This window comes from Vagococcus sp. WN89Y (genome assembly GCF_052220145.1).
Classification (GTDB): Bacteria; Pseudomonadota; Gammaproteobacteria; order Enterobacterales; family Enterobacteriaceae; genus Kosakonia.
In genome coordinates this window covers 42,997-69,562 of record NZ_JBQPOM010000062.1, presented here as the reverse complement: position 1 = coordinate 69,562, position 26,566 = coordinate 42,997, and the positions used below count along the sequence as shown (strand labels likewise).

30 protein-coding genes are annotated in these 26,566 nt (G+C 50.9%); 21 read left to right on the top strand and 9 right to left on the bottom strand.

What is annotated here, in order from left to right; translation table 11 throughout:
* Both ACTU3N_RS17755 and ACTU3N_RS17750 read left to right on the top strand, forming a co-directional pair.
* On the top strand, positions 1–112 hold a 112-nt coding region (locus ACTU3N_RS17755), incomplete at its 5' end, for an IS3 family transposase (RefSeq protein WP_443087451.1).
* Between the two features lie 98 nt (positions 113–210).
* A complete protein-coding gene (locus ACTU3N_RS17750) occupies positions 211–351 on the top strand; it encodes a hypothetical protein (RefSeq protein ID WP_443087449.1) in 141 nt (46 codons plus the stop codon).
* On the opposite strand, the gene ACTU3N_RS17745 is transcribed toward ACTU3N_RS17750, so the two are convergent.
* Together ACTU3N_RS17745 and ACTU3N_RS17740 are read right to left on the bottom strand one after the other, a co-directional pair.
* Positions 348–1,463, bottom strand: coding sequence for an SGNH/GDSL hydrolase family protein (locus tag ACTU3N_RS17745; RefSeq protein ID WP_443087448.1), 1,116 nt, complete (start codon positions 1,461–1,463; stop codon positions 348–350). The genes ACTU3N_RS17750 and ACTU3N_RS17745 overlap by 4 nt on opposite strands.
* Entirely contained in the window at positions 1,460–2,530 is a 1,071-nt protein-coding gene (locus tag ACTU3N_RS17740; RefSeq protein ID WP_443087447.1) for an acyltransferase family protein, read from the bottom strand. The genes ACTU3N_RS17745 and ACTU3N_RS17740 overlap by 4 nt, the downstream gene beginning before the upstream one ends.
* A 147-nt stretch (positions 2,531–2,677) precedes the next feature.
* On the opposite strand from ACTU3N_RS17740, the gene ACTU3N_RS17735 reads away from it, so the two are divergent.
* The 3 genes from ACTU3N_RS17735 to ACTU3N_RS17725 are packed head-to-tail and all read left to right on the top strand — an operon-like array spanning position 2,678 to position 3,893.
* A complete protein-coding gene (locus ACTU3N_RS17735) occupies positions 2,678–3,001 on the top strand; it encodes a hypothetical protein (protein ID WP_443087446.1) in 324 nt (107 codons plus the stop codon).
* Positions 2,998–3,534 (top strand): lysozyme, encoded by a 537-nt coding sequence (locus ACTU3N_RS17730; protein WP_443087445.1) that lies wholly within the window; start codon positions 2,998–3,000, stop codon positions 3,532–3,534. The genes ACTU3N_RS17735 and ACTU3N_RS17730 overlap by 4 nt, the downstream gene beginning before the upstream one ends.
* The gene (locus ACTU3N_RS17725) at positions 3,531–3,893 is read left to right on the top strand and encodes a hypothetical protein (RefSeq protein ID WP_443087444.1); all 363 of its coding nucleotides are present in this window, start codon (positions 3,531–3,533) and stop codon (positions 3,891–3,893) included. Before ACTU3N_RS17730 ends, ACTU3N_RS17725 begins: the two co-directional genes overlap by 4 nt.
* Before the next feature lie 448 nt (positions 3,894–4,341).
* Here ACTU3N_RS17725 and ACTU3N_RS17720 read toward each other — a convergent pair whose 3' ends face one another.
* Positions 4,342–4,596, bottom strand: coding sequence for a hypothetical protein (locus ACTU3N_RS17720; protein WP_443087443.1), 255 nt, complete (start codon positions 4,594–4,596; stop codon positions 4,342–4,344).
* 119 nt (positions 4,597–4,715) lie between these two features.
* Positions 4,716–5,930, bottom strand: coding sequence for a tyrosine transporter TyrP (gene tyrP / locus ACTU3N_RS17715; RefSeq protein ID WP_443087442.1), 1,215 nt, complete (start codon positions 5,928–5,930; stop codon positions 4,716–4,718).
* Positions 5,931–6,169: 239 nt separating this feature from the next.
* On the opposite strand from tyrP, the gene ACTU3N_RS17710 reads away from it, so the two are divergent.
* Positions 6,170–6,511: a hypothetical protein gene (locus ACTU3N_RS17710; RefSeq protein ID WP_443087441.1), complete on the top strand. Its 342-nt coding sequence runs from the start codon at positions 6,170–6,172 to the stop codon at positions 6,509–6,511.
* 34 nt (positions 6,512–6,545) lie between these two features.
* Here the strand turns inward: ACTU3N_RS17710 and ftnA are convergent, their stop codons facing one another.
* The 3 genes from ftnA to ACTU3N_RS17695 form a co-directional block, all read right to left on the bottom strand.
* On the bottom strand, positions 6,546–7,043 hold the full coding sequence (gene ftnA, locus ACTU3N_RS17705) for a non-heme ferritin (protein ID WP_443087440.1): 498 nt from the start codon (positions 7,041–7,043) through the stop codon (positions 6,546–6,548).
* A gap of 193 nt (positions 7,044–7,236) precedes the next feature.
* Positions 7,237–7,569: a YecR family lipoprotein gene (yecR, locus tag ACTU3N_RS17700; protein ID WP_443087439.1), complete on the bottom strand. Its 333-nt coding sequence runs from the start codon at positions 7,567–7,569 to the stop codon at positions 7,237–7,239.
* 107 nt (positions 7,570–7,676) lie between these two features.
* A complete protein-coding gene (locus ACTU3N_RS17695) occupies positions 7,677–9,836 on the bottom strand; it encodes an HD domain-containing phosphohydrolase (RefSeq protein WP_443087438.1) in 2,160 nt (719 codons plus the stop codon).
* Between the two features lie 236 nt (positions 9,837–10,072).
* On the opposite strand from ACTU3N_RS17695, the gene ACTU3N_RS17690 reads away from it, so the two are divergent.
* Positions 10,073–10,711 carry an RpiB/LacA/LacB family sugar-phosphate isomerase gene (locus ACTU3N_RS17690; protein ID WP_443087437.1) on the top strand — a complete coding sequence of 213 codons (639 nt, stop codon included), beginning with the start codon at positions 10,073–10,075 and terminating at the stop codon, positions 10,709–10,711.
* Between the two features lie 31 nt (positions 10,712–10,742).
* On the opposite strand, the gene ACTU3N_RS17685 is transcribed toward ACTU3N_RS17690, so the two are convergent.
* The gene (locus ACTU3N_RS17685) at positions 10,743–12,164 is read right to left on the bottom strand and encodes an MFS transporter (protein WP_443087436.1); all 1,422 of its coding nucleotides are present in this window, start codon (positions 12,162–12,164) and stop codon (positions 10,743–10,745) included.
* Between the two features lie 212 nt (positions 12,165–12,376).
* Between ACTU3N_RS17685 and azuC the strand changes: the two genes are divergently transcribed.
* The 8 genes from azuC (at position 12,377) to otsA (ending at position 19,715) form a co-directional block, all read left to right on the top strand.
* Positions 12,377–12,460: a stress response protein AzuC gene (gene azuC / locus ACTU3N_RS17680; RefSeq protein ID WP_017458329.1), complete on the top strand. Its 84-nt coding sequence runs from the start codon at positions 12,377–12,379 to the stop codon at positions 12,458–12,460.
* 109 nt (positions 12,461–12,569) lie between these two features.
* Positions 12,570–12,821, top strand: a complete 252-nt coding sequence (locus ACTU3N_RS17675) for a DUF2766 family protein (protein WP_443087435.1) — start codon at positions 12,570–12,572, stop codon at positions 12,819–12,821.
* Positions 12,822–12,905: 84 nt separating this feature from the next.
* On the top strand, positions 12,906–13,463 hold the full coding sequence (locus ACTU3N_RS17670) for a DJ-1 family glyoxalase III (RefSeq protein WP_443087434.1): 558 nt from the start codon (positions 12,906–12,908) through the stop codon (positions 13,461–13,463).
* Between the two features lie 316 nt (positions 13,464–13,779).
* Entirely contained in the window at positions 13,780–14,760 is a 981-nt protein-coding gene (locus ACTU3N_RS17665; RefSeq protein WP_443087433.1) for an arabinose ABC transporter substrate-binding protein, read from the top strand.
* Positions 14,761–14,814: 54 nt separating this feature from the next.
* Positions 14,815–16,329 (top strand): L-arabinose ABC transporter ATP-binding protein AraG, encoded by a 1,515-nt coding sequence (araG, locus tag ACTU3N_RS17660; protein WP_443087432.1) that lies wholly within the window; start codon positions 14,815–14,817, stop codon positions 16,327–16,329.
* Between the two features lie 14 nt (positions 16,330–16,343).
* A complete protein-coding gene (gene araH, locus ACTU3N_RS17655; protein WP_443087431.1) occupies positions 16,344–17,324 on the top strand; it encodes an L-arabinose ABC transporter permease AraH in 981 nt (326 codons plus the stop codon).
* A 185-nt stretch (positions 17,325–17,509) separates the two neighbouring features.
* Positions 17,510–18,316 carry a trehalose-phosphatase gene (gene otsB / locus ACTU3N_RS17650; RefSeq protein ID WP_443087430.1) on the top strand — a complete coding sequence of 269 codons (807 nt, stop codon included), beginning with the start codon at positions 17,510–17,512 and terminating at the stop codon, positions 18,314–18,316.
* Positions 18,291–19,715 carry an alpha,alpha-trehalose-phosphate synthase gene (gene otsA, locus ACTU3N_RS17645; protein WP_443087429.1) on the top strand — a complete coding sequence of 475 codons (1,425 nt, stop codon included), beginning with the start codon at positions 18,291–18,293 and terminating at the stop codon, positions 19,713–19,715. The genes otsB and otsA overlap by 26 nt, the downstream gene beginning before the upstream one ends.
* A gap of 30 nt (positions 19,716–19,745) precedes the next feature.
* On the opposite strand, the gene uspC is transcribed toward otsA, so the two are convergent.
* The gene (gene uspC, locus ACTU3N_RS17640) at positions 19,746–20,171 is read right to left on the bottom strand and encodes a universal stress protein UspC (protein WP_443087428.1); all 426 of its coding nucleotides are present in this window, start codon (positions 20,169–20,171) and stop codon (positions 19,746–19,748) included.
* Positions 20,172–20,947: 776 nt separating this feature from the next.
* On the opposite strand from uspC, the gene flhD reads away from it, so the two are divergent.
* The 6 genes from flhD (at position 20,948) to cheW (ending at position 26,390) form a co-directional block, all read left to right on the top strand.
* Positions 20,948–21,292 carry a flagellar transcriptional regulator FlhD gene (flhD, locus tag ACTU3N_RS17635; RefSeq protein ID WP_443087427.1) on the top strand — a complete coding sequence of 115 codons (345 nt, stop codon included), beginning with the start codon at positions 20,948–20,950 and terminating at the stop codon, positions 21,290–21,292.
* A gap of 3 nt (positions 21,293–21,295) precedes the next feature.
* Positions 21,296–21,874 carry a flagellar transcriptional regulator FlhC gene (gene flhC, locus ACTU3N_RS17630; RefSeq protein WP_443087426.1) on the top strand — a complete coding sequence of 193 codons (579 nt, stop codon included), beginning with the start codon at positions 21,296–21,298 and terminating at the stop codon, positions 21,872–21,874.
* 124 nt (positions 21,875–21,998) lie between these two features.
* Entirely contained in the window at positions 21,999–22,886 is an 888-nt protein-coding gene (gene motA / locus ACTU3N_RS17625; RefSeq protein ID WP_443087425.1) for a flagellar motor stator protein MotA, read from the top strand.
* Positions 22,883–23,830: a flagellar motor protein MotB gene (gene motB, locus ACTU3N_RS17620; RefSeq protein WP_443087424.1), complete on the top strand. Its 948-nt coding sequence runs from the start codon at positions 22,883–22,885 to the stop codon at positions 23,828–23,830. Before motA ends, motB begins: the two co-directional genes overlap by 4 nt.
* Before the next feature lie 10 nt (positions 23,831–23,840).
* Positions 23,841–25,868 (top strand): chemotaxis protein CheA, encoded by a 2,028-nt coding sequence (gene cheA, locus ACTU3N_RS17615; protein ID WP_443087450.1) that lies wholly within the window; start codon positions 23,841–23,843, stop codon positions 25,866–25,868.
* Between the two features lie 18 nt (positions 25,869–25,886).
* Complete coding sequence (gene cheW / locus ACTU3N_RS17610; protein WP_443087423.1) at positions 25,887–26,390, top strand: chemotaxis protein CheW; 504 nt, start codon at positions 25,887–25,889, stop codon at positions 26,388–26,390.
* Positions 26,391–26,566 lie beyond the last annotated feature (176 nt).

The following is a 26,566-nucleotide window of genomic DNA, read 5'->3' as shown; positions in this document are numbered from 1 at the left end:
GATGCGGACGACGGTGTTCAATAATATTGAGTGTGATTACAATCGGTGGCGTCGCCACAGTGCCTGTGGCGGACTCAGCCCGGAGCAATTTGAAAACCAGAACCTCGCTTAGGGCCGTGTCCACACTACGCGGGTAGGATCATCTCTATAGCGTCGTTTGAATGGACAAGTGCCAATGGTGGTAGCGCGGTTGGGACACTAAAAATCAATATGAACAATGATGCGCCGAGCATTGAACTTTCTACTGATGGAATGGTGGCGCTGAAAAATGTGAAAACTCTATCTGAAATATCTGGTGCCCCTGCGGGCACCATTTATAAAGAGGATAACTTCCTGAAAATTGTTGTTTAAGAGAAGTCATCGCCAAGGAAGGCGGTAAGCAATGCTTCTGCAATCACCCGGTGCCCCATGTCGGCAGGGTGATTCGCTCCATTACCAGTGATAGCATAAATATTTTTTCGCTGAAGCATTTGAACCCAGATATTTGTGATGTCGACAAATGTCACATGATTATATTTGAGAGATAACTTTTTCAATTCTTCGCTGTATAAAGGGAAATATTCCTTTTTAGGAAGTACCCACTCAGGATTCGGAAGGGTAGAAGAAAGCAGTACGATTCGTGCATTCTTATTTTTGCTTTTAATATTTTTTATCAAGGCATCGATGCTGAAATAGTATTCTTTAGGGGGCAAATCATTTGAGTCGTTCATGCCGAAAGAAATGATATAAACATCAGAATCGAGCTTTGTCAGCCTTCCGTCAGTGCTGTAGTAGGCGTTGTTAGAGGTCCATCCTGGTACCGATGGATTGTAGTAATGATATTTCCCTCCCTTGACCATAGACATGTAAGCAGAGACCAGGCCCACGTATGGAGGCTGATGCGGCTCTGAGTATATGTCGCTGGCATTCGCGCCGTAAGTAATGCTATCCCCGTAATACGTCACCTTCATTTCCTGCAGGCTTTTAACGTAATTACGTAAGTCTGTAACCCCGTCACTCATTTTCAGGTAAAGGTGATCTTCCTTCTTGTAAGACGCCGAAATCTGATATTTCTGATATTCAGTCGTAACGTTGATGTTAAAATTTTTATCTTCTTTCAGCGGCTTTTTAAATCCTGATTTAGCTACCGGGATAGCAGAGCCATCAGGGATTGCTATTTTGTCGCCTGATACCCTGAAATCGGTACCGTTATGATAGATCTCACCGGTTGTCTGATTGAACATCATGACCGGGCCGGTAGGCCTGAATAGCAGCCTGTCGCTTTTAAAATCCTCAGATGCGTAAATAGTATCCGAATAAACGAATTTTCCACCAAAGAAAGAAGGGTGAATATTAAACTTATTCACAATGTAGTTGCTGCACTTTACATCCGTGCATGTCGTGTAGTCATCAGGTGCAGCGGGTATTTCAGCTGCTGCACCAAATGACACAGACAATAGTGAAGTAATAATTAATTTTTTCATTTAGCTTTTCCGTATGCTTTTTTCTTTATCCAGCTATTAACTGGCTTTTCGATGAGTTTATAGCAGGCAAGGGCGATAACCTGGCAGTAGATGTAATAGACGATAACATAAGGAACTACGCTCACTGTCTTATCGAGGTCAAGCTGCGTCCAGATAAACAGAAATACCGGCGCTGAGATACCGTGAGACAGATACAGGCTGTAAGATGAGTCGCCCAGTAGCAGGAAAGTGCGGTTGTGAGGAATAACCCCTTCAAGGCTCAGAGCCGACCAGACAATCACGAACGCCGGGATGCCCCATGTGAGCAGCCGAGAATAATCGTTATAAGCGAAAACACCCGAGTTAGCGAACGCAAAAAGCGGAAAGAAAGAAGCGATACCCACCCACGCCAGCCACTTCGGCAGTACGCATCCTGCGGAATACATACGGTACAGATACATGCCAAGGATAAATTCGATAAACATCTGGCTGGATAGCGTTACCAGAACCTTACTTTCGCCATGAGCCAGAGCATTGCCAGCACCGAAAACTACAAGAGCGCAGACTGAATAAAACTCGAGTGAGTTGGCTTTTTTAATGCCAATCGCAAGCAAGCCGGCGAGTAAGAAATAGAACAAGAATTCAAACTGTAAAGTCCAGCCGATGCCAAGAATAGGGGGCTTGTCGAAGTTCATGAACGTCATTGTTTTGACGAACCACATCATGTCCAGTCTCGAGCCGTTAAAGATATAAGCAAAGTCTGCGGTTGGTTGAGAAATGACGCCGGAGTCAACAAACCATGATATGCATATGACCACCAGCGTTGCTATAAGGTACAAAGGCCATATGCGAGTGATGCGGCGTTTAATGAACCCCACCGGCGTTAACTTCGGCATCATGCCATCATTATAGAGCCCGCCGTAAATGATGTACGGCATGATAAATCCGCTGATGATGAAGAATATATCCACACCGACACCACCCAGGTTTGTTATCTGAGGCGTGATGCCGTAAACAGCTAAGTTGGCATGTGCATATATCACGAGGAAAGCAGCAAGAAACCGCAAATACTGAATGTTGGCAATCATGAATAAGATCTAATTATTAAGAAGGGGGAAAAGTATACCAACGAACCCGTAGCAGTTCATTACCTTTCATATGGTCAGGATTCCGACCGTAGCCTAACCATACTCTTGCGGGACTACATAAATTTCCCTCCGGGGTAAGGTTTGGGGATGAATCCGCAAAATAACTGGCTGTCCTGGATCGGCAATGGGTTAACCACCCTTGCTGCTTATCTCGGCATTACTACTCTTGATTTAACATATCTCGTGCTTGCAGTTCTCGGTTTCCTGCTCTCGTTTCTTGGCTGGCTTGACCGCCGGGCAAAGATTAAAGCTGATCGCCACGCATCCGCAGAACGTCTGGCATTAGACCGCCAGCGAACAAGAGCGGTTATCGAGTTCCTGAGCAAGTCGGATTCACACAACCTCGAACAGGCCGACGAAGTTGTCGCTAAAGTCCAGCGGGTGATGACTGAAACGGAGATTCATTCATGAATAGCCGGGCGAAACTAAGTGCCGCCGTTCTGGGGCTGGTACTCGCTGGTGCACCAGCATCGGTCATTCTCGATCAGTTCCTGAATGAGAAAGAGGGGAATAGCCTCACTGCATACAAAGACGGTGGAGGCATCTGGACGATTTGCCGTGGTGCCACAATGGTTGATGGCAAGCCGGTGATACCAGGTATGAAACTGACGCAGGCGAAATGCGACCAGGTAAACGCCATTGAACGTAATAAGGCGCTGGCATGGGTAGACCGCAACATCAAGGTACCGCTGACAGAGCCGCAGAAAGCCGGGATTGCATCCTTCTGTCCGTACAACATCGGACCCGGCAAATGCTTCCCGTCAACGTTCTATAAGCGAATGAATGCCGGTGACCGAAAAGGGGCATGTGAGGCGATCCGCTGGTGGATCAAAGACGGGGGCCGTGACTGTAGACTGACCAAAGGCCAGAAGAATGGCTGCTATGGTCAGGTTGAGCGCCGGGATCAGGAAAGCGCGTTAGCGTGCTGGGGGATAGACCAGTGACGATAAAAGCAAAGCTGTTAGCGCTGGCCGTTCTGCTGGCGTTTTTTGTCGGTACCTTTTATGTAGGTTACATCAAAGGGTGGTATGCGCACAGCGAGCACGTTAACAGCCAGGCAAAAGCGAAGCAGAAGAAAGCTGAGAAAGCCGTCGCCATCGGCGAGCAGAAAGCGGCGGCGGCCAGCGCAGAGGGTAAAGTGATTTACCGGACCATTTACCGAGACGTGGTGAAATATGTTAACGACCCGAATCATGTTAAGTGCGATTTTGACGATCACGCTGTGCAGCTGCGGCAGCGAGCCCTCGACGCGGCCAACTCCATCAGCGGATTTGATGCAGGTGCCGTGCAAGGGAGCGAGTAAAGCTGGAACAGACAGCGACGAAGATCTGCAAGTAGACATCGAAACAGCGGAATGCCTGTGCCAGTTACGGCTGGATAAGTATCGTTGGCAAGCGTGGTACAGGGCTACGGAATGAAGCATTTTTATTCACTAATCATTCCGAAGATTGGTACCAGAGAGGATGTAAGTGTATGTATTTAAGGTGGTGTTATTTTGGGCTATGTTCGGAGAAATTTTCTAATGTATTGATTTTACTGATTTTAAAAACCAATTTAAAATCCCTCGGCGTTCGCGCTGTGCGGGTTCAAGTCCCGCTCCGGGTACCATTGGGAAAATAAAGAATAATCAAAGCAATAAGCAGTGTCGTGAAACCACCGAAAGGTGGTTTTTTTGTGCCTGAAATTGGGTATTTCTGACATCACCTTCCGCCAGATTTCTCCACAGGAGGGCAACATGCCCTCCGCCAGGCTTATACTTCGCCTGCATACTCAAGCTGATGGGTAATCACAAATTGCCACCATTCGTCAGGATCAAGCTCGTAACCCCGTGCAGCCATATCATTCTGATCCCCCGATTTCGCGAGAGTGACATGGTAGGTGACTTCATCAAAGTCCGTATCGCTGGCAGGATTTGTTATCGCGACCGCCGTCACAATAAACTGCATGGAAGGATCTTTTTGCGAGATGTACAGACCCGCTTTCGGAATTGAGTTTTCATTACGCATAAATACTCCTTTTTATGACGCCTGAACGTTATGAGCATACGCCTTGTCGCCGCATCACGCGATTAAAAGGCAAAAAAAAGCCGCGCGAAGCTAGGCTCGCGCGGCTTTGAACACAGAACTTAACCGACGTCAGGCAACAGACCGGCAGCGATAGAAAACTGCACGCCGATAATGGCGATACCGCAGGCAAAAATCACGACAAGTGCCAGCTTGCCGCCGGGGACGCGATAGCACTCTTTTTGCGGATGCTGTTTACGGCTCTGCCAGGCAAGCATTGAGGGCAGAAGCAGGGCCAGCACGGCAAGCGCCACGCCTGCATAGCCCAGCGCCATGACAAAACCACGCGGATAAAACAGCGCAAATGCCAGAGGCGGCAGGAAAGTTATCACACCAGTTTGCACGCGCCCGGCCACGTTATTGCGGCGCTGAAACAAGTCTGCCAGATAGTCGAACAGCCCCAACGATACGCCGAGAAAAGAGGTCGCGAGCGCCAGATCGGCAAACAAATGCACCGCCAGTTCAACATGTGGAGATGCCACGACCTCGCGCAGTGCCTGTAACAGACCGTTCAGGCCAGACTGGCTGGCGAGCAGGCCGATAAACGTCGGAGAGTCGATGCTACCAAGCGTTGCCAGCTGCCAGAAAATATAGGCCAGCAGCGGGATCGCGCTGCCGGTGATAAACACCTTGCGCAGCTTGCGGATATCCCCGCCCATATAGCTGACAATACTCGGCACGCTGCCGTGGAAGCCAAAAGACGTAAAAATGACCGGAATGGCCGACAGTGCAAGGCCTTTTTCCAGCGGCAACGTTATTAAATTAACTTGATGGATATGTGGCATCAATAACACCAGCATCACCACCAGGAAAATGATTTTTGCGCTGAATAGAAAACGGTTAAAGAGATCGACCAGCGAGGTGCCAATACAAACCACACCACCGGCAACAAAAGTGAACAGAAGCACGCCAGTGGCGGGGGAGAGTTGCAGGTTCAACCACTGACTTAAGCTGGACGCCAGCAGTTCGCCAGCGCCGCTGATGTAGGCCGCCGTCAGCGCATACATCAAAAACATCATGCTAAAACCGGTGATCCACTGCCCGTAACGCCCGAGGTAACGTCGCGCCAGCGAGCCAAGACCGGTGTCTGCCGGGACGTGCTGATAGACTTCCAGCAGGAGCAGCGCGGTGTAACACATTACCGCCCAGAGAACGAATAATAAAACCAGCGTGGTTGCAAACCCCACACCGGCTGCCGCCAGGGGCATTGCCAACATACCTGCACCAATAGTGGTGCCAGCAACGATAAAAATACTTCCAAGCGTCCGATTTTTCACGCTTTCCTCTGCAATAGACCGCACTACCCACAATTTTATGCGGCGCAGAGTAAGGGAAAAAAACAGTTTCGTCAAACGACCGTTACAAGCTGTGTAATTTAATGTTTACAGTGCTGGTGGGTTAGACATTTGCCAGAGAGTTTCAGTGACTTTGACTACTTCATAAGGGGAATACGTTTGCGCGACAATCCGGCGTAACTTAAAAAATAATTATAAAGAATCAAAAAAAGAGGAAGGTTATGCACGATGGCAATCCCTTTCAGGCAAAATGGTCGCGTAGCGGAAATTTGCTGTGCCACGGTCACTGGATCATTTGCTGGCAGGGAACACCCGTTGAACTCCCGGAGTCACGGCGCGAAAAAGATCTCGGCACATGGGGTATCTATTCGATTATTGACCCGGATGATGAGACCTTTGCTCAGGGACTGGAAGAGGATGAGTGGATAATCGACAATGTCGACTGGTTGACCGATCTGTTTTTTGATTACGGTATTGCGCTGGAAGAGCTGAATTATCGCTATTTTTACCAGGCGGTAAATAAAGAGGACTGGCGTTGCACAAGTTGCGCAGGATGTATGTAAAAAAAGGGCGGCAGAATTTCCACCGCCCGTTGTCTTAATTTTGTGTATCCAGCGTAGCCAGTTCTTTATCGATAAAATAAAGGCCTTCGCCACTTTTTCCCGCCAGCGTTAATTTATCAATAACGGATTTAAACAGTTTCTCTTCTTCATGCTGCTCGGCGACATACCATTGCAGGAAATTAAAGGTTGGATAATCCTGGGAAGTCATGGCCACATGAGCCAGTTCATTAATTTTGCGGGTGATCAACTGCTCGTGTTCATAGGTGGCGCGGAATAAGTCATCCAAAGATGCGAATTCAGCGGCAGGAGCGTTGATAGTGCTGATGCGCGGCAGGTTGCCGGTATCGGTAAGATAAGCGAACAGGCGCTGCATATGCTGCATTTCTTCCTGAGCATGGCGGCGCAGGAAAGCGGCCGCGCCTTCAAAGCTGTGATAGCTGCACCATGCGCTCATTTGCTGATAGAGCAGGGACGAAAATAGTTCGAGGTTCATTTGTTCGTTGAGTTTTTCAATCATCTCTGCTTTTAACATGGCGCGGCTCCGGTAATTAATTATTGTTGAAGAGCGGTCACTATAATTTGTTATTTTATTTTTTGCAAAAGTTTAAATTAAAATTACGCTGAGCGTAAAGGATAATGATAATAAAACGCATTGGCAAAGTTTAATAAATAAGAATTATTTATATTCTAAATAAAAAGGCCAGCAAATAATGCCGGCCAGTTAATTAATATAGTGGGGCGGTGTGATTAAATGCCATACCACGGCATTGATACTGAATAGTCACTTTTGTGTTCATACACGCAGAGCCGCTTATCAGGCTGCAGGTCTTTACCGGCTGGCCATAAGGCACGGCGGAAGCGTAACCCATCTGCTGGCACTGTTTGTTGGCGGTGCCCTGCGCAGTGTAGGTGTCATCGTTGGCGGACTGCATCATCGTCTGGTTAAAACTCAGACGCACCAGACCGCTGGTCGTATCGACTTCGCTGACCTGCGCTTCTTTTGTGAAGGTGCACCCGACAAGGAATATCAGCGCGGTAGCAACGAGTAATCTTTTCATAAATCGCTTCGATCCGTTTGGACATGCACTTATTTTATCGTACTGATTCCAGAGGCAATAGGTTGAATAACCCGCGAATCTGCCTTTTCTAATTGCAACGGAGGCCATCAATCGGCGAGCGCATCATAAATAGCGCGAAAACGTTCATGATGCTGGCGAAACAGCGCAACCAGCCGGGGATCGAAATGTTTTCCTGAACCGTCGAAAAGCATTCCCGACGCATGTTCATGGCTAAAGCCCGGTTTGTACACCCGTTTTTGCCGCAGCGCATCATACACATCCGCCAGCGCCAGGATCCGGGCTTCCAGCGGTATTTGCTCACCTTTCAACCCTTCAGGATAGCCGCTGCCATCCCATTTTTCGTGGTGAAAATGGATAATATTTTCCGCCACCTGGCCCAGTCCCAGTCCCTGAATAATGCGCCAGCCTTTCAGGGTATGCAGCTTCATCTCGTCAAACTCTTCCGCTGTGAGCGGCCCTTTTTTGCGTAAAATCTGCTCCGGCACCGCGATTTTTCCCACATCATGCAGCGAAGCATATTGACTGATATCCCGCACCATACGTCGCGGCAGATGCAGCTCGCGCGCCATCAGGTTGCAGTATTTCGCCACCCGCTGAATATGGCTGCCCGTTTCGTCATCGTGTGCGCGATTCACTTTCTCCATCGCCTGCACAATGTTGCGATTGACCAGCCGGTTTTTGCGCATTTGCCGCCACATCAGCAGCAACAGGCACAGGCTAAAAAGCGCGGTGATGAGCAGCACCACACTAATGATTTTCAGCGTATTGCGGGTTAATTGTGGAACACCAGCCGGGACAGCCTGGCGCTCAAGCTGCGTACGGTAGCTCGAAAGCTGATGTACCTGGGCAAGTAAGTTATGCAGTGGAAACGTGCTGTCTGTCGCCGGGCCAATGCGGTATTCGCCGCGTGTAAAACCCGCCACTTTCAGCACGCCACGAAAGAGCTCGTTCCCGCGCAGCGAGGTTTCCAGCGTACTGAGATCGCCAAGAATAAAATCGATTTTGTTGTTTTCGATAGCGCCAATCATCTGATCAATATGCTCGAAAGGCACGATTGTTACGTCTTCGCCATAGTGTTCTTGCAAGTAAAACTGGGTGAAAGCGCCTTTAATCACGCCCACCCGCTGATGGCGAATTTGCGACTCGTCCCAGATAAAAGGCTGGCCTATCAGATTGTAATAAGCGTTGTGCCAGCTTGATTGTGGACCGATGATTTCATCGCGCGGAGCAGCCAGGGAGGCGTCGCGGATTTCAATCAGCCTTATCGGCCAGTGGTTGCGCTGCAACTCTGCATAATAGTTATCAATATAATGAACCTTCACGTCTGCCTGCAGCAGTTCGCGTAAATCATTTATCAGATTGATAGCTGAACCGTGATACCCCGTATCATCGCGCCAGATAAGCGGGGCGAAGTTTTCCTTTTTCGGTAGCCAGACTTCCAGCGGATTTTGCCTGAGCCACTCACGCTCTGCCTCACTCACCCGCAGGCGGCTTGTCAAAAACTGGCGGGTGTGGAGAGCGATAGCCTGTTGCATTTCTCCGCTGCGCTGCCAGTCGTTTATCAGGGCATTCATATGCTCGCGCAGGGGTAACAGCGTTGGGCTGAAGGCAAATACGCTGGCGATGCGCAGGCCGGGAAAAGGGCGCGAGAGGATGTAATAGGGTTCGGTGTTTATCATCTCGGTGGCGTCATTAATATAAAAATCGGCCCGATCGGTGCTGAGCATATGAAACGCATCTTCACTGCTTTCTGCCAGCAAGATTTCTTTGAAACGGATATCCGGATAACGCTGTTTTACCCGCTCAGCGGTGGTATCGTTGCGGCGAAAGACCACCCGCATATCGTTTAAATCCCCGGCTTTGAGCACCTGCATCCGCGGGCTGACGGCAAGCACTTCATTATCAAACAGCCGCGCGGAAAGTAATTTACTGCGTGCGCGCGCATCGGTGCGTAACACACCGGCATACAGGCCGTAGCTGTTTTCATTAAAACGTTTAAGGATCTCTGCACCGCCAATGGGGCGAATTTGTAAGTTGTAACCATATCGGGCATTCAGTGTCTGTATGATTTGCGGATATAAGCCATGATAGCCGCCGCTGGCATCCCGCCAGAATTCATAACTTTCCGCATCGTACAGCCAGACCGGAACCGGCGTGGATGGGGTTGCAAGCGTACGCTGTGGCGCAAAAACCATCAGCAGAGTAAAAAGCCACGATGTCAGTACTGCCCGGCAACGCAGTTTCACCTGTAAACCTCAGATTAATCATATCAATGTCTTATTGCAGTCTAGATAAGAAGTACAAAGCGTGAAGATTTTTTCATTTTTTTGCGAAGCGGCAGGGATTTTGCGCCTGAGAGGGCAAAACTGTGAGCACGTCTTTAATTTTTAAAACCATTTTTCATTAAATTTGAAAGTATGTTTGCCAGGTAGTAAGGTTTACGCAACCTTTGCTATCTGAAGCGTGTTCACAGGAGACAAAAATGAAAATTGCACTGATGATGGAAAACAGCCAGGCGGCGAAAAACGCTATCATCCTGAAAGAGCTGAAAGCGGTTGCGGACGAGAAAGATTTCCCGGTGTTTAACGTTGGTATGAGCGACGAGAATGACCACCATCTGACCTATATTCACTTAGGTATTATGGCCAGCATCCTGCTTAACGCGAAAGCGGTGGATTTTGTCGTCACCGGCTGCGGCACCGGGCAGGGCGCGCTGATGTCTTTGAACATCCATCCGGGCGTGGTGTGCGGTTACTGTATTGATCCGGCTGATGCTTTCCTGTTTGCGCAAATCAACAACGGTAACGCGCTGGCGCTGCCTTTCGCCAAAGGTTTTGGCTGGGGCGCAGAGCTGAACGTGCGCTTTATCTTTGAGAAAGCGTTTACCGGGCGTAAAGGCGAAGGCTACCCACCGGAGCGTAAAGAGCCACAGGTTCGCAACGCCGGTATTCTCAACCAGGTGAAAGCTGCGGTCGTGAAAGATAACTACCTCGACACGCTGCGTGCTATCGATCGCGAGCTGGTGAAGACTGCTGTTTCCGGTGAGCGTTTCCAGCAATGTTTCTTTGAAAACTGCCAGAACAAAGAGATTGAAGCCTTTGTTCGTGAAGTGCTTGCCTGATAACACAAGGCCAGCGCAGGCTGGCCTCTTTTCACTGCGCTTTTTGCGATACCGCACGCCCGGCATCATGAGCAAGCCGTAGCGTATCTATCATGCCAACCAGGCAAATCAGGGCGATAAAGACAAACGCCAGTCGGAAGCTGACCCCTTCAACCTGCGTGATATGCAGCCACTCACTGACGAACTCCCCCAGGCGGATGCCAATCGCGCCAAGTGTGATACCCAGCCCCACCGCCAGCTGCGTGGCGGTACTGAACAGCGTGTTGGCATAACTCATTTGTGCTGCGGGAACATCGGCAAAAGCGAGCGTGCTGACCCCGGTAAATTGCACCGAACGAAACACGCCGCCCAGATAAAGCAGTAAAAAAGTGAGCCACACCGGCGTGTGCGAAGTCAAAAACGCGCAGGCCAGCAGCGCCAGCACATTCAGCGCACCGTTTATCAGCAGCAACTTTTTAAAGCCCAGCGCGCGAATAAGCACAGTGGTCGCGGGTTTGATGGTCAAATTTCCGGCAAACACTGCCAGTACCAGCAGCCCGGCGTGAAACGGATCCATACCAAAACCCACCTGAAACAGCAGCGGCAACAGAAAAGGGACGGCGCTTATCGAGGCGCGAAACAGCGAACCGCCATACATCGTGACGCGAAATGTCGCCACCTGCATGGCATCAAGGCGGATCATCGGCCATTTTGCACGCTTAAAATGACGCAGTGTATAAACCAGCGCAACAGCCCCGATAACCAGCAGGCTGAGTGTTAAGGCAAGTTGCGGCTGGCGGGAACCCAGGGCTTCCATCGCGTACACCAGGCTTACCATCGCAATCGATGTGGCGATAAAACCCGGCACATCAAAAGGGCGGCGCTCTGCTTCGCGTATCGCCGGAATGATGCGCAGCGCCAGCGCAATCGCCACTATCCCCAGCGGCACATTAATAAAGAAAATCCAGCGCCAGTTCGCATAGTGCGTAATAAATCCCCCCAGTGCAGGGCCGATAATAGGCGCGACCAGCGCAGGCCAGGTCAGCGTGGCGATAGCGGTGATTAGCTGATTTTTCGGCGTGGTGCGAAGGACGGCCAGCCGACCAACCGGCACCATCAGCGCGCCGCCGACACCTTGCAAAATACGCATCGCAACAAAGGTTTCAACCGTGGTGGAAAGCCCGCAAAAGACCGAAGCGAGGGTAAAAATGGCCAAAGCCTGCGAGAAGACATTGCGCGCGCCGAAGCGGTCGGCAATCCAGCCGCTGGCCGGGATCAGCACGGCAAGCGTTATCAGGTAAGCACTGATACCAATATTGAGCGCGACGGCTTCGATGCCAAAGCTCTTCGCCATATCCGGCAGAGCGGTGGCGATGACAGTACCGTCAAGGAACTCCATAAAGAAAGCGCCAGCGACCAGCAGCGCGGTGGGTGAAAGACCTCCTGTCTTTCGCGAGAGGGAGCTTTCACGCATTTTAAATCTTCCCCGTGCAAAAATTATTTAAATAATAAAAAATTTTTTAATGATGTAAGTGCAGGATTTGTATTTATTTTTTTAACAACGCTACGCTATTTTTGATTTATGAAACGTGATTTCAATCACATTTGGATTGATTTTTGTGATGGATGTCATAATATGTGCGCATTGAAACATAACACCTGCATAACATATCGCTGGAGTAACAGATGAAACTGCGCAAAATCCTGAAACACATGTTTGAAACTTACTGCAAAACATTCAAAGATGTCCCGCCGGGCGCAATGTTCTGATAAAAAAACCTGCTTAACGCAGGTTTTTTTATGCCCGCAAATCCTGCGACCAACTACTCTTAGTGTGGGTTTCCCGGTACTATGACGCACTTTCTTAAAGGAGCCTCATATGTCGCAAAATCTCTCTGCCGATCAGGAACTGGTATCTGACGTTGTCGCCTGCCAGTTGGTTATTAAGCAAATCCTGGATGTGATTGACGTTATCGCGCCGGTCGAAGTGCGTGAAAAAATGTCTGACCAGCTTAAAAACATTGATTTTACAACCCATCCAGCCGCTGCTGACCCGGTGACGCTGCGCGCGATTCAAAAAGCTATCGCGCTGATTGAGCTGAAATTCACCCCGCAGGGCGAAGCGCACTAACTTGTGACGAACCGGGGATTTTGAAACGATGTTTTGATCAACAATACCACCACTTTCGCAATAATTCTGGCTAAGGAGTCAGTGATGAAAAAAGTGGCGGTACTGTTAGCGCCCGGTTTTGAAGAAGCTGAAGCGATAATCACCATTGATATTTTGCGTCGTCTGAATATTACGGTCCAGACCCTGGCCTGCGCCTCTTCGCGTGCGGTGGAGAGCTATCATTCTATCCCGATGGTGGCGGACAGCACGCTTGCAGAACACCTAGATACGCTGTACGACGCCATTGTGCTGCCCGGCGGGCCGCAGGGCAGTGTAAACCTTGCAGGCAGTGACGAGGTGGTGCGTTTTGTTAAGCGCCATGACGACGCCGGGAAGCTTATCTGCCCCATTTGCTCAGCGGCGGCACGCGTGCTGGGCGGCAATGGCTTACTAAAAGGGCGGCGCTACGTCTGTTCAGGCACGCTTTATGAAACCGTGCGCGATGGCGAGTATGTTGATGCGCCGGTGGTGGAAGATGGCAACCTGTTAAGCGGCAAAGGCCTGGGCGTGGCGTTCGATTTTGCTTTTACGCTTGCCGCCCGGTTACAGGGTGATGAAACCGCAGCGCGGGATCACGCCCAGCATATCTATTATAACTGGTAACTTTTCTGCCCGGATACGCTCTGTATCCGGGACAAGGATAACATCGCTGTCGTTATGGATTATCCTGCTTTTACCCCTTCTATTTGTCCGACAAATATCGTTATTTTTATGTGATATATCGCTGAATTTATGTACAGAATTACTGTAATTCAGCGGTGTGATGCCGCTCTCCTATGGAGAATCAATTTCCCGCTAAAACTATTTCCAGCACAGATGTCCATAGTATCCCGGAATCTAATGCCTTGTTTTATGAACTTTTAAATAAACCGATCGTTTGTTTTCCCTACATAAAAGAATGCGAAAGCTGGAGTTTACCATGCACAAATTCACTAAAGCGCTGGCGGCCATCGGCCTGGCAGCCGTTATGTCACAATCCGCTATCGCTGAAACCATGAAGCTGGGTTTTCTGGTGAAACAACCGGAAGAACCGTGGTTTCAGACTGAATGGAAATTCGCCGACAAGGCCGGTAAAGATTTAGGGTTTGAAGTGATAAAAATTGCGGTTCCTGATGGGGAGAAAACCCTGAACGCAATCGACAGTCTGGCTGCCAGCGGCGCCAAAGGGTTTGTGATTTGTACGCCGGACCCAAAACTTGGCTCGGCGATTGTCGCCAAAGCTCGCGGCTACGACATGAAAGTTATCGCGGTGGATGACCAGTTTGTGAACGCCAAAGGCAAGCCGATGGAATCCGTTCCGCTGGTGATGATGGCCGCCAGCGAAATTGGCGCTCGCCAGGGCGACGAGCTGTATAAAGAGATGCAAAAACGCGGCTGGGATGTGAAAGAGACGGCGGTGATGGCGATTACCGCCAACGAGCTGGACACCGCACGTCGGCGCACTACCGGTTCGATGGATGCGCTGAAAAAAGCCGGATTCCCGGAAAAACAGATCTATCAGGTGCCGACAAAATCGAACGATATCCCCGGGGCGTTTGACGCCGGTAACTCCTTGCTGGTTCAGCACCCGGAAGTGAAACACTGGCTGGTGCTCGGTATGAATGACAACACCGTGCTCGGCGGCGTGCGCGCAACGGAAGGCCAGGGCTTTAAAGCGCCGGACGTGATTGGCATCGGTATTAATGGCGTGGATGCGGTAAGCGAGCTTTCCAAAGCGCAGGCGACCGGTTTCTTCGGTTCGCTGTTACCCAGCCCGGATGTGCACGGTTATAAAACCAGCGAAATGCTCTACAACTGGGTAACGAAAGATGCCGAGCCGCCAAAATTCACGGCGGTGACCGATGTCGTACTGATCACCCGCGAGAACTTCAAAGAAGAGCTGGCGAAAAAAGGGCTGTAATTAAAGTGAGTTGCGCTCCCCGGTTCGGGGAGCCAGACGTACTACGGAGACGTTATGCAACAGTCGACCCCCTATCTCTCTTTTCGCGGCATCGGCAAGGCATTCCCCGGAGTGCAGGCGCTCAGCGAGATAAGCTTTGATTGTTACGCCGGGCAAGTTCACGCACTGATGGGCGAAAACGGTGCGGGCAAATCAACGCTTTTAAAAATCCTCAGCGGTAACTACGCGCCGACCACCGGCACGTTGCTAATAAAAGGAGAGGACGTCTCCTTTGCCGATACCACGGCGGCGCTCAACGCCGGGGTAGCGATAATCTACCAGGAGCTGCATCTGGTGCCGGAAATGACCGTCGCCGAAAATATCTATCTTGGGCAGCTTCCGCATAAAGGGGGCTTAGTGAATCGCTCGCTGCTGAATTACGAAGCCCGCTTGCAGCTTGAGCACCTTGGCCTGGATATTGACCCGCAAACACCGCTGAAATACCTCTCTATCGGCCAGTGGCAGATGGTCGAAATCGCCAAAGCGCTGGCGCGCAACGCCAAAGTGATTGCGTTCGATGAACCCACCAGTTCACTGTCTGCACGCGAAATCGACAACCTGTTTCGCGTCATCCGCGAACTGCGTAAAGAGGGCAGGGTGATCCTGTACGTCTCGCACCGTATGGAAGAGATTTTTGCGCTCAGTGATGCCATCACCGTTTTTAAAGATGGCCGTTACGTGCGCACTTTTACCGATATGCAGCAGGTTAACCATGACCAACTGGTGCAGGCGATGGTCGGGCGGGAGCTGGGCGATATCTACGGCTGGCAACCGCGGGACTACGGCGAGGAGCGCCTGCGTCTTGATGAGGTCAAAGCGCCGGGCGTACGTACACCCATCAGCCTCAGCGTGCGCAGCGGTGAAATTGTCGGCCTGTTTGGGCTGGTGGGCGCCGGGCGCAGTGAATTAATGAAAGGTTTATTTGGCGGCACGCGAATTACCCAGGGGCAGGTGTTTATCGACGGGCAGCCGATCGACATCCAGAAACCGTCGCACGCGATTCGCGCGGGCATGATGCTGTGCCCGGAAGACCGGAAAGCGGAGGGGATCGTTCCGGTGCATTCGGTGCAGGAGAACATCAATATCAGCGCCCGGCGTAAGTACATTCACGCGGGCTGTTTGATTAATAATGGCTGGGAGAGCGAAAACGCTGAACAGCAAATTCGTGCGCTGAATATCAAAACCCCCGGTGCCGATCAGCTGATTATGAATCTCTCCGGCGGTAATCAGCAAAAAGCCATTCTTGGCCGCTGGCTATCCGAGGAGATGAAGGTGATTTTGCTTGATGAACCGACCCGTGGGATAGACGTAGGTGCGAAGCATGAAATCTATAACGTTATCTACGCGCTGGCTGCGCGCGGTGTGGCGGTACTGTTTGCCTCAAGTGATTTACCGGAAGTACTCGGTGTCGCCGATCGTATCGTGGTGATGCGTGAAGGCGAGATTGCCGGTGAATTGTTGCACGGTCAGGGCGATGAGCAGCAGGCGCTGAGCCTTGCGATGCCTAAAGTTAGCCAGGCAGTCGCCTGAGTGAGGAGAGAAAGATGTCATCTTTAACAACGCCGCGTGCGTCTAAATCAGCGTTCAGCTTCGGGCGTATCTGGGATCAGTTCGGCATGCTGGTGGTGTTTGCCGTGCTGTTTCTCGGCTGCGCCATTTTTGTGCCGAACTTCGCTTCCTTCGTCAATATGAAAGGGCTGGGACTGGCTATCTCTATGTCCGGTATGGTGGCCTGCGGCATGTTGTTCTGCCTGGCATCGGGGGATTTTGACCTCTCCGTGGCCTCGGTTATTGCCTGCGCCGGGGTTACCACGGCGGTGGTGATTAACCTGAGCGAAAGCTTGTGGATTGGCGTGTTCGCCGGGCTGATGCTGGGGGTGATAAGCGGGCTGGTTAACGGCTTTGTCATTGCCCGGTTAAAAATCAATGCCCTCATCACAACGCTTGCCACGATGCAGATTGTGCGCGGCCTGGCGTATATCATCTCGGATGGTAAAGCCGTGGGCATTGAAGACGAGCGCTTTTTTACGCTCGGTTATGCCAACTGGTTCGGGCTGCCTGCGCCTATCTGGCTGACAGTGATTTGCCTGGTGATTTTCGGCTTTCTGCTCAATAAAACCACCTTCGGGCGCAACACGCTGGCGATTGGGGGGAATGAAGAAGCGGCAAGGCTTGCCGGGGTGCCGGTGGTGCGCACCAAGATAATCATCTTTGTACTTTCCGGTCTGGTTTCTGCTGCGGCAGGGATTATTCTCGCCTCGCGTATGACCAGCGGCCAGCCCATGACCTCGATTGGTTATGAGCTGATAGTGATTTCGGCTTGCGTATTGGGTGGCGTTTCGCTGAAAGGCGGCATAGGAAAAATCTCATATGTGGTGGCGGGGATCCTTATCCTGGGCACCGTTGAAAATGCGATGAACCTGTTAAATATCTCTCCCTTTTCCCAGTACGTCGTGCGCGGTTTGATCCTGCTGGCAGCGGTGATTTTCGACCGCTACAAACAAAAAGCCAAACGCACGGTTTAATACCTGGCACAAGATTGCGGACTCAACTTTATAGTTTACTTCCTGTTCGTTACCAGCCGCCAATTCGGCTGGTAACTTCTTCTCAGAATGGCGAGCAGCGTCACACTGTCTATACTTACATAGCTAATGATAATGAGATGTGAGTAAATTATCGCTCGCATCAATACTGTATGGAGGAAACCTGGGTGGAAGACGTTTTATCAGTACCGCCTCTCTTTTCCGGTAAATTTGCATATTTTTTTGATTTGGATGGCACCCTCGCTGATATCAAACCGCATCCTGACGAGGTCACAATTCCGGACGATGTTCTTGCCAGACTTTCATTGCTTGCAGAGTTAAACGACGGTGCGTTGGCGCTGATTTCAGGGCGCTCGATAACCGAGCTTGAACAACTGTCTCAGCCGTATCACTTCCCGCTTGCCGGGGTGCATGGGGCAGAGCGCCGCGATATCAATGGTCATACTCACCGTATTTCGTTACCGGACAATATACGCCTGCCGCTGGAGAAAGCGCTCCGGCAAGAGCTTGCTGCGCTCGACGGCGTGGAGCTTGAGGTCAAAGGCATGGCCTTTGCGCTGCATTATCGCCAGGGGCCGCAGCACGAAAGCACGCTCTATGAGCTGGCTAAAAACGTGGTTGCGCGCTACCCCGAACTGGCCATGCAGCCGGGTAAATGTGTGATAGAGCTGAAACCTGCCGGCATAAATAAAGGCGAGGCGATAGCCGAATTTTTACGCTCGGCGCCATTTGCCGGGAAAACGCCTGTTTTTTTGGGAGACGATCTGACAGATGAGCATGGATTTGTGGTCGTCAATAAACTTGGCGGCATTTCGATAAAAGTCGGTGCAGGCGCAACGCAGGCAAAATGGCGGCTGGCAAGAGTCCAGGACGTTTACCAGTGGCTTGAAAGTATAACCGACCATCAACAACAAAAAGAAAAGGCGCTAACAAACAGGAGAGATGGCTATGAGTCGCTTAGTCGTAGTATCTAATCGTATTGCACCGCCTGATGATAAGAAGTCCAGCGCGGGTGGGCTGGCTGTAGGTATTTTGGGGGCATTAAAAGCTACCGGCGGGCTGTGGTTCGGCTGGAGTGGTGAGACAGGGGATGAGAATCAACCGCTAAAAATGGTGACAAAAGGAAACATCACCTGGGCCTCATTTAACCTCAGTGAAGATCATTACGAGCAGTATTATTCACAGTTCTCTAATGCCGTGCTGTGGCCGGCTTTCCATTACCGCCTGGATCTGGTTAATTTCCAGCGTGAAGCGTGGGACGGGTATCAGGAAGTCAACGCGCTGCTGGCGGATAAACTGCTGCCGCTTATCGAGCCTGACGATATTTTATGGATCCATGATTACCATCTGTTGCCGTTTGCCAGCGAACTGCGTAAACGTGGCGTAAATAATCAGATTGGTTTCTTCTTGCATATTCCTTTCCCGACTCCGGAAATTTTCAATGCTCTGCCGCCGCATGCTGAGCTACTTGAGGCTATGTGTGATTACGATTTGCTTGGGTTCCAGACCGAAAGCGATCGTCAGGCCTTCCTTGATAGCTTATCGCTCCAGACGCGCTTAACCACGCGTGGCGGCAAACAGCACGTGGCGTGGGGCAAAAACTTCCAGACCGAAGTTTACCCGATTGGTATCGAGCCGGATGAAATTGCCCGCCAGGCTGCCGGTCCGCTGCCTGCAAAACTGGCGCAGCTTAAAAAAGAGCTGAAAAACGTCAAAAATATCTTCTCGGTAGAACGTCTGGATTACTCCAAAGGGCTGCCGGAACGTTTCCTTGCCTATGAAACCTTGCTGGAGAAATACCCCCAGCATCATGGCAAAATCCGCTATACGCAGATTGCGCCTACCTCCCGTGGTGAAGTGCAGGCTTACCAGGACATTCGCCATACCCTCGAAACGGAAGCCGGGCGCATCAACGGAAAATATGGTCAATTGGGCTGGACGCCGCTTTATTATCTGAACCAGCACTTTGACAGAAAAGTATTGATGAAAGTCTTTCGCTATGCAGACGTCGGGCTGGTGACGCCGCTGCGTGACGGGATGAATTTGGTGGCAAAAGAGTATGTTGCCGCTCAGGACCCGGCTAACCCAGGGGTGCTTGTCCTGTCACGATTCGCGGGTGCTGCCAATGAGCTTACCTCAGCGCTGCTGGTCAATCCCTACGACAGGGATGATGTTGCTGCCGCGATGGACAGGGCGCTGAGCATGCCGCTCGCCGAGCGTATCTCGCGCCATGCGGAGATGCTGGAGATAATCAAGAAGAATGATATCGAAAACTGGCAGAAAAGGTTTATCAGCGATTTAAAGCAAATAACGCCACGTAGCGCGCAAAGCCAGCTACAGAACAAAGTGGCGACCTTTCCGAAGCTGGCTTAACGCCACAGACCCCCGCCCGGCGGGGGTTTTTTATTCCCCTAACGGCACCAGCAGAACATCTACTTCACTGGCCTGCACAATCCCTTTCGCTGCACAGGCGGCTCTGGAGAAGAAACTCTGGTTGTGGTTGCCGCAAATGACCAAATCGACACCCTGGGTGCGTGTGGTGTGCAGAATGTGTTCGGTGAGTTCGCCGGATGCAATAAGTGTCTGTGCCACAGGATAATCAGCATTATCCACCAGCGTTCGCAGAAACTGTTCTGTTTCTTCTTGTAACATATTGCGGACGTTTTCCATCATCGGCGCAGCCAATTGATTATAAAGCTCCGGGTCGGATGCCAGCGTAATGAGCGTAATGCGTGCGTTAAAAGGGCGCGCAATATCAATCGCTTTTGCCAGTAATTGCTGGCTTTCAGGCGTGACGGCTACCGCGACCAGAAGATGAGCATAGGCCATCTTTTTCTCCCTGCGAACACATGAAATTTTTTCACCTTTACTCCTTTTTAGTCGCCAGTGCAACGGGTGAATATGACAGCCGTGTGAACGCTGTCATAAATATTCATTAATTATTCTTACCTTATGTAATGTATGACTTTTGTACAGGTTAACCGTTTTTAAATACTTAACTAAAATCAACAGAATTTACGATCAAAATGTTAATTACTTGATCTATATCATTAACAAAGTTGCAATGATAACTAACCGTAATTAATTAGCTGTGCTTAAATTATAATTAATTGTTTTATAAGGTGTTTTGTTTTTGTTTCGCTAATAGAAACATTTGGGGAAATGTTAATCGCGCAGAACCTAATCCTCCGACCAGTTTTTGCATTCTGGCGGGAGATTTGCATGCATATTCATCACGGCGGAATAGAAAAGGGCGCTGATAGAACAAAAAATCATCGAATCACAAGCAAGACTGATAGATTTCTTCCGCTAAATCACTTAAATTATGTGACGTGGATCACAAAAATCCTAAATTTTGTCATTAGTCAGATTGTATGTATCAGCACCTACGAGTACAGTTGCGTCGAATTAGGAAAAATCTTAGTTCTTTGTAAGAAATATTTAAGAGCGTTGCAGGGCATTACAAATTGAGCGAAGCGCCTTGCACGAAAATCCTGATTCGTTATGCATTTAGCCTTTCTTTTTTATACCGGTTTTTTTCCGGCGACATCACGGGGTGCGGCACCGCCGCATAAGATACAAGTTGGTTATTCGGGATGGGAAAAATGCATACATCCGAGTTGCTGAAACATGTGTACGACATCAACCTGTCGTATTTATTGCTTGCTCAGCGTTTGATCAGCCAGGACAAGGCGTCCGCAATGTTCCGTCTTGGCATTAATGAAGAAATGGCTACCACACTGGGTGAATTAACCCTGCCACAAATGGTAAAACTGGCTGAAACTAATCAGCTTATTTGCCAGTTCCGCTTCGACAGTTCACAGACTATTACGCGTTTGACTCAGGAATCGCGTGTGGATGATTTACAGCAGATCCACACCGGGATTTTACTTTCAACCCGCTTGCTCAATGAATCTACCGGCGATGCAGCCAGGAAGAAAAGGGCGTAAACGATGACTGAGAAAAGCATTGTTCAGGAAGCCCGCGATATTCAGTTAGCAATGGAGCTGATTACGCTGGGCGCACGTTTGCAAATGTTAGAGAGTGAGACGCAGCTGAGCCGTGGTCGTCTTATTAAACTCTACAAAGAGCTGCGTGGTAGTCCGCCGCCAAAAGGTATGCTGCCTTTTTCGACCGACTGGTTTATGACCTGGGAGCAAAATATTCACTCTTCCATGTTCTGCAATGCCTGGCAGTATTTGCTGAAAACAGGTTTATGCAGCGGTGTGGATGCCGTCATCAAAGCTTACCGACTCTATCTCGAACAATGTCCTCAGCCTGAGGACGGCCCGCTTCTGGCGCTGACGCGCGCCTGGACGCTGGTGCGATTTGTGGAGAGTGGGATGCTGGAGTTGTCACGCTGTAATTGCTGCGGCGGTAATTTTATTACGCATGCACATCAGCCTGTTGGAAGCTTCGCCTGCAGTTTATGCCAGCCGCCGTCCCGCGCGGTAAAAAGACGTAAACTTTCCCGTGATGCTGCCGATATTATTCCACAACTGCTGGATGAACAGATCGATCAGGCTGTTTAACCGAATCAGGTGGAAAACACTCCAGCAGCGGTGCAGTAATGCCGCTGCTTTTTTTTTACCTGCCTTCGCGTTATCCCTTCGAATTGTTTATCCCTGGTCAAGTCATTAGCAGAAGGATGATGTCGTGCTTATCGTATTAGGTTACCTGGTTGTTCTTGGTGCAGTCTTAGGCGGTTATATGATGACCGGCGGACACCTTGGAGCACTCTATCAACCGTCTGAACTCATCATCATCGGCGGCGCTGGTGTCGGTGCATTCATTGTGGGCAATAACGGTAAAGCTATCAAAGGGACGATGAAAGCGTTGCCTTTGCTGTTTCGCCGTTCTAAATACACCAAAAGTATGTATATGGATTTGCTGGCGCTGCTCTATCGCCTGATGGCGAAATCACGTCAGCAAGGGATGTTCTCGCTTGAGCGGGATATCGAAAACCCGAAAGAGAGCGAGATTTTCGCCAGCTACCCGCGCATTCTCGCGGATGCCACGATGCTTGAATTTATTGTGGATTATCTGCGTCTCATCATCAGCGGCAATATGAACACCTTCGAAATTGAAGCGTTGATGGATGAAGAGATTGAAACCCATGAAAGCGAAGCTGAAGTGCCCGCCAACGCGCTGGCGATGGTCGGGGATTCGCTGCCTGCGTTTGGTATCGTTGCGGCGGTAATGGGGGTGGTGCACGCGCTGGCCTCCGCCGATCGTCCGGCTGCCGAACTCGGCGCGCTGATTGCGCACGCGATGGTGGGGACGTTCCTGGGTATTTTGCTGGCTTATGGGTTTATCTCGCCGCTGGCCAGTGTCTTGCGTCAGAAAAGCGCCGAAACCGCCAAAATGATGCAGTGCGTCAAGATAACGCTGCTGTCGAACCTGAATGGTTACGCGCCGCCGATCGCCGTCGAATTTGGTCGCAAAACACTCTATTCGAGCGAGCGTCCGTCGTTTCTCGAACTGGATGAGCACGTGCGTGCGGTAAGAAACCCTAACCAACAGAAGACGACTGAGGACGCATGAAAAATCAGTCCCATCCTATCGTCGTAGTCAGACGAAAAAAACATAAAGGCCACGGTGGCGGGGGGCACGGCTCCTGGAAGATTGCCTATGCCGACTTTATGACGGCGATGATGGCATTCTTTCTGGTGATGTGGCTTATATCAATCTCCAGCCCTAAAGAACTCATCCAGATTGCGGAGTATTTCCGCACGCCGCTGGCAACAGCGGTCACGGGTGGGCCGAGAATTTCTAATAGCGACAGCCCAATTCCGGGCGGTGGCGATGACTACACACAGCAACAGGGCGAAATTCAAAAACAGCCCAACATTGATGATTTAAAACGCCGCATGGAGCAGTCGCGCCTGAGTAAATTACGCGGCGATCTGGATCAGTTAATTGAAGCCGACCCGAAGCTGAAAGCATTGCGTCCGCATTTGAAAATCGATCTGGTACAGGAAGGGCTGCGTATTCAGATTATCGACAGCCAGAACCGGCCCATGTTTAAAACCGGCAGTGCGGAAGTCGAACCTTATATGCGCGATATTTTACGCGCCATTGCGCCCGTTCTGAACGGTATTCCGAACCGTGTCAGTCTGTCGGGGCACACCGACGATTTCCCTTATGCCAACGGCGAAAAAGGGTACAGCAACTGGGAGCTTTCCGCCGAGCGCGCCAACGCATCGCGCCGCGAGCTGGTGGCCGGTGGCCTGGATTACGGCAAGATCCTGCGCGTAGTCGGTATGGCTGCCACCATGCGCCTGGCCGATCGTGGCCCGGACGAAGCAATCAACCGCCGAATTAGTCTTTTGGTTCTTAATAAGCAGGCAGAAGAGGCCATTCTGCATGAAAACGCCGAAAGTCAGAATGCGCCAGTAAGCGCGATTACACAGCCAGAGACTGCGGGTGCAGCCGCGCCAACGTCTCCGGCAGCAGTTCCCACATCGCCACAAGCCGATCCGAGGTGATAGCGTGAGCATGGATATTAGTGATTTTTATCAAACGTTTTTTGATGAAGCCGACGAGCTGTTGGCGGATATGGAACAACATTTACTTGATCTGGTGCCTGAAGCGCCGGATTCAGAACAGCTCAACGCCATCTTTCGTGCTGCGCACTCGATAAAAGGTGGCGCCGGGACTTTTGGCTTTACCATCCTGCAGGAAACCACACATTTGATGGAAAACCTGCTCGATGAGGCGCGCCGTGGTGAGATGCAGCTCAACACCGACATTATCAACCTGTTTTTGGAAACGAAAGACATTATGCAAGAACAGCTCGACGCCTATAAAAGCTCGCAAGAGCCGGATGCAGCCAGCTTTGAATACATCTGCACTGCGTTGCGCCAGCTGGCGCTGGAAGCAAAAGGCGAGGCCGTTCCCGCCGCTGCCGGTGGTGCAAAACTCTCTGTTGTTGAAACGGCCGCTGTCGCCGCTGGCGCAACGTCTGCGCAAGACGATGGCAAGCTGCGCATTGTGCTGTCTCGCCTTAAAGAGAGCGAAGTCAATCTGCTGGAAGAAGAGTTGGGTAACCTCGGCACGCTGAGCGATGTCGTGAAGGGCACCGATACGCTGAGCGTTACGCTCGATGGCGGCGTAGGCGAAGATGATGTTATCGCCGTGCTCTGCTTTGTGATTGAAGCCGACCAGATTGCCTTTGAACAACCGGCTGCGGCACCTGCGAACGCCGAACCGGTTGCTGAAGTCGTTGAAGCCGCGCCAGCTGCGGTGGTTCCGGCAGCAAAACCGGCAGCGCCTGCGCTAAAAGCGGTAGGCAAAGAGGCGTCGGCAGGCCGTGAAAAACCGGCGGCGCGCGCCAGCGAATCCACCAGCATCCGTGTGGCGGTTGAAAAAGTTGACCAGTTAATTAACCTGGTTGGCGAGCTGGTGATCACCCAGTCGATGCTGGCCCAGCGCTCGAATGAATTAGACCCGGTTACCCATGGCGATCTCATCACCAGCATGGGTCAGTTACAACGTAACGCCCGCGATCTGCAGGAATCGGTGATGTCCATTCGTATGATGCCGATGGAATACGTCTTCAGCCGCTTCCCGCGTCTGGTGCGCGATTTGGCCAGCAAGCTCGATAAGCAAGTTGAACTGACCTTGCAGGGTAGCTCAACCGAGCTGGATAAGAGCCTTATTGAGCGCATTATCGACCCGTTAACGCACCTGGTGCGTAACAGTCTCGACCACGGGATTGAATCGCCGACCAAACGTGTCGAAGCCGGTAAATCCCCGGTGGGTAACCTGATTCTCTCTGCGGAGCATCAGGGCGGCAACATCTGTATCGAAGTGACCGATGATGGCGCGGGCCTTAACCGCGAGCGAATCCTTGCGAAAGCTATGTCGCAGGGGATGGCGGTCAGTGAAAACATGACCGATGAAGAGGTCGGGATGCTGATTTTCGCACCGGGCTTCTCAACCGCCGAGCAGGTTACGGACGTCTCTGGCCGTGGTGTGGGTATGGATGTGGTAAAACGTAACATCCAGGAGATGGGCGGGCATGTTGAAATCAAATCCAAACAAGGCGCCGGGACGACCATTCGTATCCTGCTGCCGCTGACGCTGGCTATCCTCGACGGGATGTCGGTGAAGGTGAACGACGAAGTCTTTATCCTGCCGCTGAACGCGGTGATGGAGTCGCTGCAACCGCGCGAAGAAGATCTGCATCCGCTGGCGGGCGGCGAGCGAGTACTGGAAGTGCGCGGCGAATATCTGCCGCTGGTAGAACTGTGGAAAGTGTTCGACGTCACGGGAGCGAAGACAGAAGCGACGCAGGGGATTGTTGTGATTCTGCAAAGTGCCGGTCGCCGCTATGCACTGTTGGTCGATCAACTGATTGGTCAGCACCAGGTCGTGGTGAAAAACCTGGAAAGCAATTACCGCAAAGTGCCGGGTATTTCTGCGGCCACTATCCTCGGTGATGGTAGTGTCGCGCTGATTGTGGATGTATCGGCGCTGCAGGGATTAAATCGTGAACATCGTATGGCGAACACAGCCGCTTGATTAAGAAAAGGTAAAAACATGACCGGTATGAGTAATGTAGCAAAACTGGCGGGCGAACCCTCCGGACAGGAGTTCCTGGTATTCACTTTAGGCGATGAAGAGTACGGTATCGACATCCTTAAAGTGCAGGAGATCCGCGGCTATGATCAGGTGACCCGTATCGCCAACACGCCTGATTTTATTAAAGGTGTAACCAACCTGCGCGGTGTGATTGTGCCTATCGTTGACCTGCGCGTGAAGTTCAGCCAGGGCGAAGTGGAGTACGACGACAACACCGTGGTGATTGTTCTGAATCTGGGGCAGCGCGTGGTCGGCATCGTGGTGGATGGCGTGTCCGATGTGCTTTCGCTGGCAGCCGATCAAATTCGCCCGGCACCGGAGTTCGCCGTCACGCTCTCAACCGAGTACCTGACCGGTCTCGGCGCGCTTGGCGATCGCATGCTGATTCTGGTGAACATTGAAAAACTGCTCAACAGTGACGAAATGGCGCTGCTGGATATCGCAGCAACGCAGACAGCGTAATTTCTCCGGCGGATGAATACCCCTCATCCGCCTGTTTTTTGTACTTTTACCCGCTTTATACGATATATCATTCAGCCTCACTAAAATCTAAATTAACCTAAACTAACCTATTATTTTTATTCATAAAAATATATCGCGACCCACATCACACTTCACCTCATATATTGTTTGCAGCG